13 protein-coding genes are annotated in these 13,404 nt (G+C 72.5%); 5 read left to right on the top strand and 8 right to left on the bottom strand.

The genetic code is table 11. The annotated features are described in order from the left end of the window. Positions 1 to 46: 46 nt before the first annotated feature. Positions 47 to 2,806: an FAD-binding and (Fe-S)-binding domain-containing protein gene (locus ACFVYX_RS11245; RefSeq protein ID WP_389681051.1), complete on the bottom strand. Its 2,760-nt coding sequence runs from the start codon at positions 2,804 to 2,806 to the stop codon at positions 47 to 49. Positions 2,807 to 2,857: 51 nt separating this feature from the next. On the opposite strand from ACFVYX_RS11245, the gene serC reads away from it, so the two are divergent. After that, on the top strand, positions 2,858 to 3,976 hold the full coding sequence (gene serC / locus ACFVYX_RS11250) for a phosphoserine transaminase (RefSeq protein ID WP_389681052.1): 1,119 nt from the start codon (positions 2,858 to 2,860) through the stop codon (positions 3,974 to 3,976). Between the two features lie 109 nt (positions 3,977 to 4,085). Here serC and ACFVYX_RS11255 read toward each other — a convergent pair whose 3' ends face one another. Then, entirely contained in the window at positions 4,086 to 4,451 is a 366-nt protein-coding gene (locus ACFVYX_RS11255) for a hypothetical protein (RefSeq protein WP_389681053.1), read from the bottom strand. Positions 4,452 to 4,647: 196 nt separating this feature from the next. Continuing rightward, positions 4,648 to 5,640, bottom strand: a complete 993-nt coding sequence (locus ACFVYX_RS11260) for a WD40 repeat domain-containing protein (RefSeq protein ID WP_389681054.1) — start codon at positions 5,638 to 5,640, stop codon at positions 4,648 to 4,650. A 252-nt stretch (positions 5,641 to 5,892) separates the two neighbouring features. Here ACFVYX_RS11260 and ACFVYX_RS11265 point away from each other — a divergent pair, with 252 nt between their 5' ends. Both ACFVYX_RS11265 and ACFVYX_RS11270 read left to right on the top strand, forming a co-directional pair. Continuing rightward, the gene (locus tag ACFVYX_RS11265) at positions 5,893 to 6,741 is read left to right on the top strand and encodes an alpha/beta fold hydrolase (protein ID WP_389681055.1); all 849 of its coding nucleotides are present in this window, start codon (positions 5,893 to 5,895) and stop codon (positions 6,739 to 6,741) included. 142 nt (positions 6,742 to 6,883) lie between these two features. Then, positions 6,884 to 7,639 (top strand): GDSL-type esterase/lipase family protein, encoded by a 756-nt coding sequence (locus ACFVYX_RS11270; RefSeq protein WP_389681056.1) that lies wholly within the window; start codon positions 6,884 to 6,886, stop codon positions 7,637 to 7,639. Here ACFVYX_RS11270 and ACFVYX_RS11275 read toward each other — a convergent pair. Then, entirely contained in the window at positions 7,594 to 8,007 is a 414-nt protein-coding gene (locus tag ACFVYX_RS11275; RefSeq protein ID WP_389681057.1) for a carboxymuconolactone decarboxylase family protein, read from the bottom strand. The genes ACFVYX_RS11270 and ACFVYX_RS11275 overlap by 46 nt on opposite strands. Positions 8,008 to 8,055: 48 nt before the next feature. Between ACFVYX_RS11275 and ACFVYX_RS11280 the strand changes: the two genes are divergently transcribed. Next, on the top strand, positions 8,056 to 8,586 hold the full coding sequence (locus ACFVYX_RS11280) for a MarR family winged helix-turn-helix transcriptional regulator (protein ID WP_389681058.1): 531 nt from the start codon (positions 8,056 to 8,058) through the stop codon (positions 8,584 to 8,586). Between the two features lie 69 nt (positions 8,587 to 8,655). On the opposite strand, the gene ACFVYX_RS11285 is transcribed toward ACFVYX_RS11280, so the two are convergent. Further along, positions 8,656 to 9,645: an aldo/keto reductase gene (locus tag ACFVYX_RS11285; RefSeq protein ID WP_389681059.1), complete on the bottom strand. Its 990-nt coding sequence runs from the start codon at positions 9,643 to 9,645 to the stop codon at positions 8,656 to 8,658. Between the two features lie 257 nt (positions 9,646 to 9,902). Continuing rightward, entirely contained in the window at positions 9,903 to 10,499 is a 597-nt protein-coding gene (thpR, locus tag ACFVYX_RS11290) for an RNA 2',3'-cyclic phosphodiesterase (RefSeq protein ID WP_389681060.1), read from the bottom strand. A 33-nt stretch (positions 10,500 to 10,532) separates the two neighbouring features. Here thpR and ACFVYX_RS11295 point away from each other — a divergent pair, with 33 nt between their 5' ends. After that, positions 10,533 to 11,057: a GNAT family N-acetyltransferase gene (locus ACFVYX_RS11295; protein ID WP_389681061.1), complete on the top strand. Its 525-nt coding sequence runs from the start codon at positions 10,533 to 10,535 to the stop codon at positions 11,055 to 11,057. A gap of 434 nt (positions 11,058 to 11,491) precedes the next feature. Here ACFVYX_RS11295 and ACFVYX_RS11300 read toward each other — a convergent pair whose 3' ends face one another. Further along, a complete protein-coding gene (locus ACFVYX_RS11300; protein ID WP_389681062.1) occupies positions 11,492 to 12,829 on the bottom strand; it encodes an MFS transporter in 1,338 nt (445 codons plus the stop codon). A 26-nt stretch (positions 12,830 to 12,855) separates the two neighbouring features. Next, on the bottom strand, positions 12,856 to 13,299 hold the full coding sequence (locus ACFVYX_RS11305) for a MarR family winged helix-turn-helix transcriptional regulator (RefSeq protein WP_389681063.1): 444 nt from the start codon (positions 13,297 to 13,299) through the stop codon (positions 12,856 to 12,858). Positions 13,300 to 13,404 lie beyond the last annotated feature (105 nt).

A 13,404-nucleotide genomic window follows, 5' to 3' on the forward strand; every position in this document is an offset into this window, starting at 1 on the left:
GCGCGCGGGAGACCCGCTCGACGTCATCGACGAGTGACCGGGGACGTCAAAGGGCCGGTGGCCCCAGTCCGCTGTCCAGCGCCTCCGCCAGCACCTCCGCCAGATGCCGGCCCCGGACCTCCGTCAGGTCTTCGATCTGTGTTCTGCACGAGAAGCCGTCGGCCAGGACGGTCGTCTCCGGGGTGGCCGCTCGCAGGGCCGGGAGCAGCTGGTCCTCCGCGCACGCCACCGACACCTCGTAGTGGCCCGGTTCGAAGCCGAAGTTGCCCGCGAGACCACAGCAGCCGCCCGCCAGTTCGCCCGTCAGGCCCGCGCGTTCGCGGAGGCGGCGGTCGGCCGCGTCGCCCAGGACCGCGTGCTGGTGGCAGTGGGTCTGACCGGTGACCGGGCGGTTCACACGCGGTGGCTCCCACTCCGGCGCCAGGGTCTCCAGGGTCTCGGCGAAGGTGCGGACCGACGCCGCCAGGCGGGCCGCCCTGGGGTCGTCCGGCAGCAGCTCCGGCAGGTCGGTGCGGAGGGTCGCCGCGCACGACGGTTCCAGTACGACCACCGGCCCCTCGGCCCCCTCCCGTACGTCCAGGGCCCGCCGCATGACCCTCCGTGCCGCCCCCAGCTGCCCCGTCGACACATACGTGAGCCCACAGCAGACCCTGCCCTGCGGCAGCGTCACCCCGAGGCCCGCCTCCTCCAGGACACGGACCGCAGCCCTGCCCACCTGCGGCGCCAGGTGGTCCGTGAAGGTGTCCGGCCACAGCGTCACGTCCGGCGAGCGGGTCGATCCCCGGTCGGCGAACCACGACGTGAAGGAACGTTCCGCGACGCGCGGCATCGTCCGCTCCGGCGTCACCCCCGCGAGGCGCGCCGCGAACGGCAGCCCCATCGCCGGGTTCAGCGCCCGCCCGAAGAGGTCCAGCCAGCGCGGCAGCCGGCCCATCGTCCAGTGCGAGCGCGGCCGGCGCAGGAAGCCCGCCGGTCCCGCGTAGTGCCGGTCGAGGAACTCCGCCTTGTACGCCGCCATGTCGACGCCCACCGGGCAGTCGCTGCGACAGCCCTTGCAGGACAGGCAGAGGTCGAGCGCCTCCCGGACCTCCTCCGAGCGCCAGCCGTCCGTGATGACCTCACCAAGGGCCATCTCGTGCAGCAGCCGCGCCCGGCCCCGGGTCGAATGCCTCTCCTCCCCCGTCGCCCGGTAGGACGGGCACATCACCCCCGGACCCGAACTCGGCCCGCCCACCCGGCACTTGGCGACACCGACACAGCGGGCCGCCGCCCTTCCCACCCCGACCAGCGGAAGGCCGGTGAACCGCAGCCCCTCGTCCAGCGGCTTCGGCCGCACGAGCATCCCCGGGTTGAGGCCGCCGTCGGGGTCCCACACGTCCTTGACCGCGCCGAAGAGACCGACGAGCTCCTCCCCGTACATCCTCGGCAGGAGTTCGGCCCGCGCCTGCCCGTCGCCGTGCTCCCCGGAGAGCGAGCCGCCGTGGGCGACCACCAGGTCCGCCACCGCCTCCGAGAACCCGCGGAACTCCCGTACGCCCTTCCCCGTCCACAGATCGAAGTCGATCCGGACGTGCACACAGCCGTCCCCGAAGTGCCCGTACGGGACTCCCCGGAGGCCGAAATCGGCCAGCAGCCCACGGAACTCGCGGAGGTACGCGCCGAGCCGGGCCGGCGGCACCGCGCAGTCCTCCCACCCCGGCCAGGCCTCCCGCCCGTCCGGCATCCGGGTGGCCGTCCCCGCCGCGTCCTCCCTGATCCGCCACAGCGCCCGCTGCCCCACCGGATCCCTCACCACGGCCGCGTCGAGCGCGTCCGCCGCCCTCACCAGACGCCGGGCCGCCGCGCCCCCGTCCGCCTCGCAGAACAGCCAGGCCCCGCCCCTCGGCAGCCCTTCCGCACCCCGTACGAGATCGGCCGCCATGCCCTCCACCGTGAGCGGGCCGTACTCCAGGAGTCCCGCCGCCGCCTCGGCCGCCGCGCTCTCGTCGGCGTACCCGAGGACGACGAGCACCGGCTCCTCCGGCAGCGGGACCAGTCGTACCGTCGCCTCCGTCACCACCCCGAGCGTGCCCTCGCTGCCGCAGAACGAGCGGGCCACGTCGACCCCCCGCTCGGGAAGCAGCGCGTCGAGCGCGTACCCCGAGATCCGGCGCGGAAGGCCTTCCGGGTAGCCGGTCCGCAGCAGGGCGAGGTGGCCGCCGACGAGGTCGAGGAGTCCGGGCGGCGCACCCCGCCCCTCCTGCCCCAGCGTCAACCTCGCGCCCCGGTAACTCACCGTTTCCAGCGAGCGCACGTTGTCCGCCGTGGTCCCCCAGGCGACCGAGTGCGCCCCGCAGGCGTTGTTCCCGATCATGCCGCCGAGGGTGCAGCGGCTGTGGGTGGAAGGGTCGGGGCCGAAGGTCAGCCCGTACGGCCGCGCCGCCTCCCTCAGCCGGTCGAGGACGAGCCCCGGCTGGACGACCGCCGTCCGCGCCTCCGGATCCAGGGAGACGAGGCGCGCCATGTGCCGTGTGAGGTCGAGCACGACCCCCGTTCCGGTGGCCTGGCCCCCGATGGACGTACCGCCGCCGCGCGCGACGACCGGCGTCCCGTGGGCCCGGCACACCTCGAGGACGGCGGCGATGTCGTCGGCGTCGCGCGGCGCGACCGTACCGTCCGGAACACGGCGGTAGTTGGAGGCGTCCATCGTGTTCAGCGCCCTGGCCGTGGTGGAGAAGTCGACGTCTCCGGCGACGGCGGCGCGCAGGGCGGCGGCGAGTTCCTCGTGTCTTCCCACAGGCCCAGGATGTCTCAGAGCTCGTCTCATCGGGCGGACATACGGCGACCGGCCCCTTCCCGACCCGATACTCTCCGCCTCGTGGCTGATATCCAGATTCCCGCTGACATCAAGCCCGCCGACGGCCGTTTCGGCGCGGGCCCCTCCAAGGTGCGTACGGAGGCGCTGGACGCCCTGGCCGCCACCGGCACCTCTCTCCTCGGCACGTCCCACCGCCAGGCTCCCGTGAAGAACCTGGTCGGCGAGGTACGTACCGGCATCCGTGACCTCTTCTCGCTCCCCGAGGGCTACGAGGTGATCCTGGGCAACGGCGGCTCCACCGCCTTCTGGGACGTCGCGACCCACGGTCTCATCGAGAACAAGTCGCAGCACCTCACCTTCGGCGAGTTCTCCTCCAAGTTCGCGAAGGCCGCCAAGCTGGCCCCGTGGCTGGCGGATCCGACCGTGATCTCCTCCGACCCGGGCACCCACCCGGAGCCGGTGGCCGAGGCGGGCGTCGACGTCTACGCGTACACCCACAACGAGACCTCCACCGGTGTCGCCGCCCCGATCGAGCGGGTCGCCGGCGCCGACGAGGGCGCGCTCGTCCTGGTCGACGCGACCTCCGGCGCGGGCGGCCTCCCGGTCGACATCACCGAGACGGACGTCTACTACTTCGCCCCGCAGAAGTCCTTCGCCGCCGAGGGCGGCCTGTGGCTCGCGGCCTTCTCCCCTGCCGCCCTGGAGCGCGCGAAGAAGATCCACGAGTCCGGCCGGCACATCCCCGAGTTCTTCTCGCTGCCGACGGCGATCGACAACTCGCTGAAGAACCAGACGTACAACACCCCGGCGCTCTCGACCCTCTTCCTGCTCAACGAGCAGCTGAAGTGGATCAACGGCCAGGGCGGTCTCGACTGGGCCGTGGCCCGGACGAAGGAGTCCTCGGACGCGCTGTACGGCTGGGCCGAGGAGTCCAAGTACGCGTCGCCGTTCGTCACGGACGCGGCGAAGCGCTCGCAGGTCATCGGCACGATCGACTTCGCGGACGACATCGACGCGGCGGCCGTCGCGAAGGTGCTGCGCGCGAACGGCATCGTGGACACCGAGCCGTACCGCAAGCTGGGCCGCAACCAGCTGCGGATCGCGATGTTCCCGGCGATCAACCCGGCGGACGTGCGCGCCCTGACGGCCTGCGTCGACTACGTGATCGAGAAGCTGTAACCGGTTCTCGGACGAGGGCCCGGCGTCGGACACGACCGGCACCGGGCCCTCCGCCATGTCCGGCGCCCCTCGGCCCGGACACGTGCCCCGCCGTGTCCGGCGGCGCGGATCAGCCCGACTGCGCCTTCACGTGGTCGATCACCGCGTTGAACTCGGCGGTCGGCGAGAACTCCACGACGTCGACGTCCTCAAGCGCCTCGGGGGCGTGCCCGGGGCCCCAGTAGTAGGCCTGTCCCGCCTCGTAGATCTCCTCGCCCGAAGCGGTCCGCATCCTGATCCGGCCGTTCAGGAGGTATCCCCAGTGGGGGCACTGGCACAGATCGCCTTCGAGGCCCTTCAGCGCCGGGGCCATGTCGGTGCCCTTCGGGAGGTGGATGAAGGCGACACTCATGTCGCCGCCGGCCTCCTGCGTACGGAAGTCCACACCGCCGCCTTCCATGGCGACGGGGGTGCCCTCGCGAGTGAATGCCGTCATGACTCCTCCACGGCTCGTCCCCGGCGTGTCCGGTCTCCTTCCAGTCTCGACCCGGGACCGCGCCCGGTCGACACGGGGAAGCGGGGGCGGCAGGGGTAGCTCGGGCAGGGGGCGGAGAAGCGCGGGGCCTAGAAGCGCGGGGCCTGGAGAAGCGCGGGGCCTAGAAGCGCGGGGCCCGGAGAAGCGCCGGCGGATGTCAGTCCCGGCGCAGGAGGCGCTTGGCGCCGAAGACGAGCACCAAGGCGCCCCCGAGGACCAGGAAGCCCACCGTGGCGTTTCCGCCCTCGCCGTCGGCGGCCGGTGAGCGGGGGGACTCCGGCGCGCCGCCCGGGGGGTCCGCCGGTCCGTCCGAGGGACTCGGCGCCGGCTCCTGCCGGTCGACCCGGACGACCCTGCTGCTCCCGCCCTCCGAGCCGAACATGAACGCCGAGCCGTCCGTCGTGTACGTCACCGACTCCGCCTGCCCCTGGAAGGGGGCTCCGACGGAGGTGCCGTCCCCTTCCGTACGGCCGTCCTTCCACACGTACTCCCTCGCGCTGAAGTAGCCGCGCAGGACGAGCCGGCCGCCGTCCGGGGAGAAGGCGCCGTCGGTCACCCACGGCACCTCGCCGACGCGCCGGAACACGTTGGTCCCGGAAGAGGAGAGCCGCTCGGGGCCCGCGTACAGCCCGCCGCCGTCCTCGTTCTTGCTGGCGATGTACACCCGGCCGGTCTTCGGATGGACCATCAGGGCCTCGGCGTTGCGCGGCCCGTCGGCGTACTTCACGACGTACTGCTCCGCCGCCACCTGCTGGTCCTTCAGCGCCTTCGGCTCGGGGAAACGGTAGATCCAGACGTGGTCCCAGGAGCCGTCGAGGTTGTCCCCGATGTCGCCGACGTAGATGTCGCCGTCCGGTCCGACCGCGATGGCCTCCATGTCCCGGGGGGTGCCGACACCCCGCAGGGTGAGGGTCGCGACCGTCTTTCCCGTACGGGAGTCGATGCCGTAGATCAGGGGCGCGTCCTGGTCGTTGTGCGTCCAGTAGATCCCGGGGTGGGCGCGGCTCGCCGCGAGACCGCTGGACTCCGTGACGCGGGAGTCCTCAATCGTGAAGTCCTGGTCGGGCTCCTGCCCTTGGGCACGGGCATGACCGGCCGGGAGCAGCACCAGGGCCACCGCCACGCCGAGGGCACACAGAGCAGATCGCATGCCCCCCAGCCTGCCACGGCGCGGGGGCGGGAGTCCGGTCCGCTGCCCCTGAAACCTCCCTGACCTGCGCCGGGGCCGGGTCCGGGTCGGAGTCAGGGGCGGGGTCCGGGCTGGGGTCGGAGTGGTGTCAGGGTCCGGGGTCGGAGCGGTGCCAGGCCTGGGGTTGGAGCGGTGCCAGGGCCGGAGTCGAGCCGTGTCAGGGCGGGGGAAACCTGATTGACCGGCTCGGGAGGCCCTGCCATCGTCGCGATCATGCCTACCTTCCCCGCTCCCGACGGCACCGTGCTCGCCTACCACGAGTTCGGTTCCGGCTCCGGAGAGCCCTTGATCTGCCTGCCCGGCGGTCCGCTCCAGGACTCCGTCTACCTCGGCGACCTCGGCGGCCTCGCGGCCCGCCGCCGGCTGATCCGGCTCGATCTGCGGGGCACGGGCGCGTCGGCGGTGCCGGACGACCCGGCCGCGTACCGCTGCGACCGGCTCGTCGATGACGTGGAGGCGCTGCGCGCGCACCTCGGCCTCGACACCGTCGACCTCCTGGGTCACTCGGCGGGTGCGAACCTCGCCGCGCTCTACGTCACCCGGTACCCCGGGCGGGTCGGCCGGCTCGTGCTCGTCACCCCGGGCACGGCGGCCGTCGGGCTCGACACCGCCCCGGAGGAGCGGCTCGCGGCGGCGCGGCTGCGGCGGGACGAGCCGTGGTTCGGGCCCGCGTACGCGGCTCTGGAGGACGTCACGGCGGGGCGCGGTACCGCCGAGTCGTTCGGGGCGGTGGCTCCGTTCTTCCACGGGACCTGGGACGAGGCGGCGCGGGAGCGGCACGCGGCCGGGGAGGGGCAGCGGAACCGCGAGGGCGCGGGCGTCTTCGCGAGTGAGGGCGCCTTCGACACGGCCGCCACGCGCGCGGTGTTCGCGGAGTTCGCGCGTCCGGTGCTCGTGGTGGCCGGGGAGGGGGACGTGAACACGCCGGTCCCGACGGCCGCCGCGTACGCGGAACTGTTCCCGAAGGCCACCCTGGCCGTCCTGGACGGGGCGGGGCACTTCCCGTGGCACGACGACGCGGAGCGGTTCGCGAAGACGGTGGACTCGTTCCTGAACGGATGACCCCGACGCCCGCAGCCCGAAGTCCGGGGCCGAGCCCCGAAGCCCGGGGCCGGGGCTGGGGCCGGGGCCGGGGCCGGGTGGCCTGCGGCCCGTGTCCCGGATCACGTCGCAGGTCCGGGACGGCGTCCGCGATGATATGACCATGCGTTTTCTGTTCGTCGGCGACAGCATGACCATCGGACGCGCCGGCGACTGGACCTGGCGGTACCGCATGTGGCGGCACCTGGAGGCGACGCTCCCCGGCGGGTACGAGATCGTCGGCCCCCGCACCCGGCTGTACGAGCCCGCCGCCGACGCCCCGGCATCGGACGCCTACGCCGATCCCGGCTTCCCCGCCCCCGCCCGGCGCCATCTGGCCGGCTGGGGCGAGGGCTGGCTGCACATGGCGCCGGTGATCGGCGAGACGGTCACGGCGACCGGGGCGGACGTGCTGCTGATCTCCCTCGGCCTGATCGACCTCGGTTTCTACACCGACAGCGACCAGACCCACGCCAACGTCCGGGCGTTCGTCGCCGCGGCCCGCGCCGCCAACCCGCGGGTGCGGGCCGTGCTCCTGCCGGTCATCCCCAACGTCCGTGCCGGGTACGACGCCCCCTTCGCGGCCGAGTGCGCCCGCTTCAACGAGCTCCTGGCGAAGGCGGTCGCCGACCTCGACACGGCCGCGTCGCCGCTGCTCCTCGCGACGATCCCGGAGTCGTACGACCTCGGCACCGACACCTATGACGGCACCCACCCCGGCCCCTCCGGCGAACACAAGCTGGCCGCCGCCTTCGCCGACGCGATGCACCAGGCGTGGGGCCTGGGCGGCCCGTACGGGCAACCCCCCGAGGACGCTCAGGACGCCCAGGCCCCTCAGGACGCCCGCGTGAGGCGGTTCGCGAAGGTGGAGAGGGTGTAGGCGCCGATGCCGAGGACGACCTCCAGGGCGTTGCGGCGGGTGTAGCCGGCCTTCTCGAAGGCGGCCAGGTCCCCGTCGCTCACCGCGCCGGAGGCGGCGAGCACCTGGAGGGTGAACGTCCGCACGGCGTCGAGCCGTTCGGGCTCGGGCGCCGGGCCGAGGGCGGCCATCTTGACCTCGTGCATGTCGACGCAGAGGTGGCACTGGTTGCGGGCGGCGACGGTCAGGATCACCGTCTCTCGGGCGTGCGGGTCGAGGGTGGTGGACTCGAAGATCTGGCTGAGCTTCAGAAAGCCGTCGAGGGTCTCGGGTGACTCCTTGAGGAGGGCGACGGCGTCGGCGGTGCGGGCGGACAGGTCTACGGACAAGGCATCTCCGATGAGCGGTGGCGGTGGAGGTGGCATAGAATCGACAACATGGTTGACCATGTCGCGAGGGAAAAAGTAAACCAGGTTGTCGATACTGGCAAGGGGGTATCCGGCGACGGCCCCGGATTCGAGCTCCCCCTGCTCCTCTTCGGCGGCTTCCGCACCCTCATCGACCGGCTGCACACCCGTCTCGCCGCCGAGGGTCACCCCGACCTGCGTCCCGCGCACGGCTTCGCCATGCAGGCCATCGGCACCCACGGCGCCACCGCCAGCGAGATCGGGCGCCGCCTCGGCGTCTCCAAGCAGGCGGCCGGGAAGACCGTCGACCGGCTGCTCACCCTCGGGTACGCCGAGCGCGCCGACGACCCCGCCGACGCCCGCCGCAAACTCGTCCACCTCACCCCGCGCGGCTACGAGGCCCTCGCCCGCTCCGCGGCGATCTTCGACGAACTGCGGGCGGAGTGGGTCGCGGCCCTCGGCGCGGACCGCGTACGGGACATCGAGACGTCCCTGCGGAACGTCGTCCCCGCCGAGACGGCGTTCCGCCTGGACGCCATCAGCTGGCTGGGCGGCGCCTGAAGAGCACCCGCCGAGCGCCCGCCGGCGAAGGCCTCACGAGCGACTACCAGGCGAAGGCCTCACGAGCGACTACCAGGCGAAGGCCTCCGGCGACGGACCCGGGCCCGGGAAGATCTCGTCGAGCCCGGCCAGGAGCTCCTCGCTCAGCTCCAGCTCCAGGGCGCGCAGCGCACTCGTCAGCTGCTCGGGCGTCCGGGGGCCGACGATCGGGCCCGTCACGCCCGGCCGGGTGAGCAGCCAGGCCAGAGCCGTCTCCCCCGGCTCCAGACCGTGCTTGTCGAGCAGGTCCTCGTACGCCTGGAACCGCGCCCGCGCCACCGGGTCGGCCAGCGTGGCAGCCGCACGGCCCTCCGTGCGCCGCTTGCCCTCGGTCTCCTTCTTCAGGACGCCGCCGAGCAGGCCGCCGTGGAGCGGGGACCAGGGGATGACCCCGAGGCCGTACTCCTGGGCGGCCGGGATGACCTCCATCTCGGCACGCCGCTCGTACAGGTTGTAGAGGCACTGCTCGCTGACGAGGCCGACCGAGCCGCGCCGGGCGGCGGTCTCGTTGGCCTGGGCGATCTTGTAGCCGGGGAAGTTGGAGGAGCCGGCGTAGAGGATCTTGCCCTGCTGGATCAGGACGTCGACGGCCTGCCAGATCTCCTCGAAGGGGGTCGAGCGGTCGATGTGGTGGAACTGGTAGACATCGATGTAGTCGGTGCCGAGGCGCTTGAGGCTGCCCTCGACCGCCCGGCGGATGTTCAGCGCGGAGAGCTTGTCGTGGTTGGGCCAGGCCTCGCCGTCGAGGCCCATGTTCCCGTAGACCTTGGTGGCGAGGACGGTCCTGTCACGACGGCCGTCACCCTTCGCGAACCAGGAACCGATGATCGACTCCGTCCGCCCCTTGTTCTCCGCCCACCCGTACACGTTGGCCGTGTCGAAGAAGTTGAGCCCCACGTCGAGCGCCGTGTCCATGATGGCGTGACTGGTGGCTTCGTCCGTCTGGGGGCCGAAGTTCATCGTCCCGAGGACGAGTCGGCTGACCTTGAGTCCGGTGCGTCCGAGCTGCGTGTACTCCATGGGCGTCAAGCCAACTGCTTCGAGTGCGCTCGAAGCAAGGGGGTTCCCACGGGGTGACGGACGACGGCCCGCGACGGTCGTACGGCGGCCAACCGGCCGACCACGGCCGACTACGGCGTACGGCCGCTATGGCGTACGGCCTCAACGGCGCACGACGGCTACAGACCGGCCACGGATGCCACCGCGATGATCGCGAACATCAGTACGAGCACGCCGGCCATGATTCGGTTACGGGTCTTGGGATCCACCCTTCGAGGTTAACCCGCCCGGCCGTCCCGCCCGCCCCCGGCTCCCTCCAGCGGCCAGCCGTCGACCTCCTCGTACCTCGGCTGCTCGCCCGGCACCCCGCTCACCGGCAGGTTCGACCGGACCAGGGCCAGCTCGCCCACCTCCCACCGCGTGCCCTCGAAACCTCCGAGCACATCGAGGAAGGGATGCAGGTCCACCTCGCCCGTCCGCGCCCGGGCGACCGTCACATGCGCCTGGTAGCGCCGGTGCTCCTCCATCGGGACCCCGGCCCGGCGCGCGGCGGCGTCCGCGCGCTCGGCGAGCAGCCGCAGCTCGTCCAGGCCCCCGGCCGCCCCGGTCCACAGCGCGCGCCGCCCGAAGTGCCCGCCGCCGTGCAGCCGCAGCGGGAACGGCGGGGTGCGGTGCGCGGCCCTGGCGAGCCGCACCCGCAGCTCCGGCAGCAGCTCCTCGTCGACCTCGCCCATGAAGGCGAGCGTGAGGTGCCACCCGGGCCGCGAGGTCCAGCGGAGCCCCTCGGCCCCGGGCAGCCGGTGCAGACGGTCGACGACGTCTCCGAGCTCGTCGAGCCTGCTGGTTGGCGGCAGGACGCCGGCGAAAAGCCTCATGGGGCGAGTGTGGCAGCGGTTAGCCTCGCGGGCATGAAGATCAGCATCAGGAAGGGCCGGGCGGAGGACCTCCCCGCGATACTCGGCGTCTTGGACAGCGCCGTGGTCTGGCTCAACGGCAAGGGGATCACCGCCCAGTGGGGCACGGAGCCGTTCTCGGCGCGGCCCAAGGCGGTGCGGCAGGTCGAGGACACCATGGTCGCGGGCGATCCGTGGATCGCCGAGATCGACGGCGTACCGGCGGGGACGATGACGCTGACGCCGTTCCCCGGGCAGCACGTCGAGCCGGCGGGCGAGCCCGAGGTGTACGTACGGCTGCTCGCGACGGACGCGCGGTTCCACGGGCACGGGGTGGGCGCGGCGCTGCTCGCCCACGCGGCGGAGGAGACCCGGCGGCAGGGGGTGTCGCTGCTGCGGGTGGACTGCTTCGCGGGCAGCGAGGGCCGGCTCATCGCGTACTACGAGAACCAGGGCTTCACCCGGACGGAGACCTTCACGGTCGGCGACTGGGAGGGCCAGGTCCTGGAACGCCGGGTCGCCCAGGGACGGGCCGGGTAGGAACGAGCCGGGAGCGGGAGACCCCGTAGCAACGGGCCCGGAACGGGAGACCCCGTAGCAACGGGCCCGGAACGGGAGACCCCCTAGGGACGAGCCCGGAACGGGAGACCCCCTAGGGACGAGCCCGGAACGGGAGACCCCCTAGGGACGAGCCCGGAACGGGAGACCCCGTAGCAACGGGCCCGGAACGGGAGACCCCGTAGCAACGGGCCCGGAGCGGGAGGCCCGCTAGGGACGAGCCCGGAGCGGGAGATCCCGTAGCAACGAGCCCGGAGCGGGAGACCCCGTAGCAACGGGCCCAGAGCAGGAGGCCCCGTAGGGACGAGCCCGGAGCAGCGCGGCCCGGAGCAGGGAGGCCCCGGGCCCCGAGGCAGCCCCCTCCAGGCCCGGACGAGCCGGACCACCCCCCACCCGGGCCGCCGCCCGCCCAAGGGCTACGCCGCGGTCGCCAAGCGCTCCCGCGCCACGAACCGCACCTGCGGGTGGCCGTGGTGCCAGGCCCAGGCGACCTTGAGGCCGCCGACCCTGGCCAGGACCAGGCCCACGAGGACCGCCGCAAGCAGCGAGATCACACCGCCCGTGGCGAAGCCGACTCGGGCGCCGTACGTGTCGGTGATCCAGCCGAGGAGCGGCGCGCCGATCGGGGTGCCGCCGGCGAAGACCATCATGTAGAGGCTCATGACCCGGCCCCTCATGGCCGGGTCCGTCGCCATCTGGACGGCGGAGTTCGCGGTGATGTTCACCGTGAGGCCGATCATGCCGATCGGGACGAGCAGCACGGCGAACAGCCAGAACGTGGGCGAGAGCGCCGCCGCGATCTCCAGGACCCCGAAGACGCCGGCCGCGAGGACCAGCATCCGCAGCCGGGTCGAGCCGCGCCGGGCCGCCATGAGGGCGCCCACGAGGGAGCCGGCCGCCATCAGGGTGTTGAGGAAGCCGTACATGCCGGCGCCGACGTGGAAGACGTCGCCGGAGAACGCCGTGAGCCAGATCGGGAAGTTGAACCCGAACGTGCCAATGAAGCCGACGAGGACGATCGGCCAGATCAGGTCCGGCCTCCCGGCCACGTACCGCAGTCCTTCCCTCAGCTGGCCCTTGCCGCGCGGGGCGCGGTCCACCTTGTGGAGTTCGCTCGTCCGCATGAGCAGGAGGCTGATGAGGGGCGCGAGGAAGGACAGGCCGTTGAGGAGGAAGGCCCAGCCGCTGCCGACCCCTGCGATGAGGACACCGGCGACCGCGGGGCCGATGAGCCGCGCGGACTGGAAGTTCGCGGAGTTGAGCGAGACGGCGTTGCGGAGCTGCTTCGGGCCGACCATCTCGGAGACGTACGCCTGCCGGGCCGGGTTGTCGACGACCGTCACCATGCCGAGGAGGAAGGCGATCAGATAGACGTGCCAGACCTGGACGTGCCCGGAGAGGGTGAGGACGGCGAGCGCGAGGCCGCAGAGGCCGAGGGCTGCCTGGCTGAAGAGCAGCAGGCGCCGCTTCGGGTAGCGGTCGGCGATGACACCGCCGTACAGGCCGAAGAGCAGCATCGGCAGGAACTGCAGGGCCGTGGTGATGCCGACGGCGGCGGCCGAGCCGGTGAGGCTCAGGACCAGCCAGTCCTGGGTGATACGGGCCATCCACGTACCGGTGTTGGAGACGATCGCTCCGGTGAAGAACAGCCGGTAGTTGCGGATGCGGAGCGAGGAGAAGGTTTCCCCCCGCCCACGGGTCTTGAGGGTGGGTTTGTGGACGGGTGCGGAGTCTGCTCCGGGTCCCGTACTCAAAGTGCGTCGCCTCCTTGGCGCGTGGATTACAGGTGGGCGAGCTTCTCCAGGACCGGGGCGGCGGCGCGCAGCTTGGCCCATTCGTCCTCGTCCAGGCCTTCGGCGAGGGTGGCCAGCCAGGCGTTCCGCTTGCGGCGGGACTCTTCGAGCATGGCCTCGGCCCGCTCGGTCTGGCTGACGACCTTCTGCCGTCGGTCGTCGGGGTGCGGCTCGAGCCGGACCAGTCCCTTGGCTTCGAGCAGCGCGACGATGCGGGTCATCGACGGCGGCTGAACGTGTTCCTTGCGGGCCAGCTCACCGGGGGTGGCGGAGCCGCAGAGCGCGAGGGTGCCGAGCACCGACATCTCGGTGGGGCTCAGCGACTCGTCGACGCGCTGGTGCTTGAGGCGTCGGCCGAGCCGCATGACGGAGGAGCGGAGCGCGTTCACGGCCGCGTCGTCGTCGGCGGTGCCGTGGGACAGGTCAGGCATGTTTGTTAGCCTAACTCATTACTCTCGCTAAATACCAACGGGAACGCGCCGACGTCGCACGGATCACACCCCCGCCGGACACCCGGCGGCAGCACAGCGCCGGGC

Source organism: Streptomyces sp. NPDC058326 (assembly GCF_042879855.1).
In the GTDB taxonomy this organism is placed as follows: Bacteria; Actinomycetota; Actinomycetes; order Streptomycetales; family Streptomycetaceae; genus Streptomyces.

Coding starts and splice junctions, on each gene's coding strand:
- ACFVYX_RS11245 (WP_389681051.1), bottom strand. CDS start 2,806: ATGAGACGAGCTCTGAGACATCCTGGGCCTGTGGGAAGACACGAGGAA.
- ACFVYX_RS11255 (WP_389681053.1), bottom strand. CDS start 4,451: ATGACGGCATTCACTCGCGAGGGCACCCCCGTCGCCATGGAAGGCGGC.
- ACFVYX_RS11260 (WP_389681054.1), bottom strand. CDS start 5,640: ATGCGATCTGCTCTGTGTGCCCTCGGCGTGGCGGTGGCCCTGGTGCTG.
- ACFVYX_RS11265 (WP_389681055.1), top strand. CDS start 5,893: ATGCCTACCTTCCCCGCTCCCGACGGCACCGTGCTCGCCTACCACGAG.
- ACFVYX_RS11270 (WP_389681056.1), top strand. CDS start 6,884: ATGCGTTTTCTGTTCGTCGGCGACAGCATGACCATCGGACGCGCCGGC.
- ACFVYX_RS11280 (WP_389681058.1), top strand. CDS start 8,056: ATGGTTGACCATGTCGCGAGGGAAAAAGTAAACCAGGTTGTCGATACT.
- ACFVYX_RS11285 (WP_389681059.1), bottom strand. CDS start 9,645: ATGGAGTACACGCAGCTCGGACGCACCGGACTCAAGGTCAGCCGACTC.
- thpR (WP_389681060.1), bottom strand. CDS start 10,499: ATGAGGCTTTTCGCCGGCGTCCTGCCGCCAACCAGCAGGCTCGACGAG.
- ACFVYX_RS11295 (WP_389681061.1), top strand. CDS start 10,533: ATGAAGATCAGCATCAGGAAGGGCCGGGCGGAGGACCTCCCCGCGATA.
- ACFVYX_RS11305 (WP_389681063.1), bottom strand. CDS start 13,299: ATGCCTGACCTGTCCCACGGCACCGCCGACGACGACGCGGCCGTGAAC.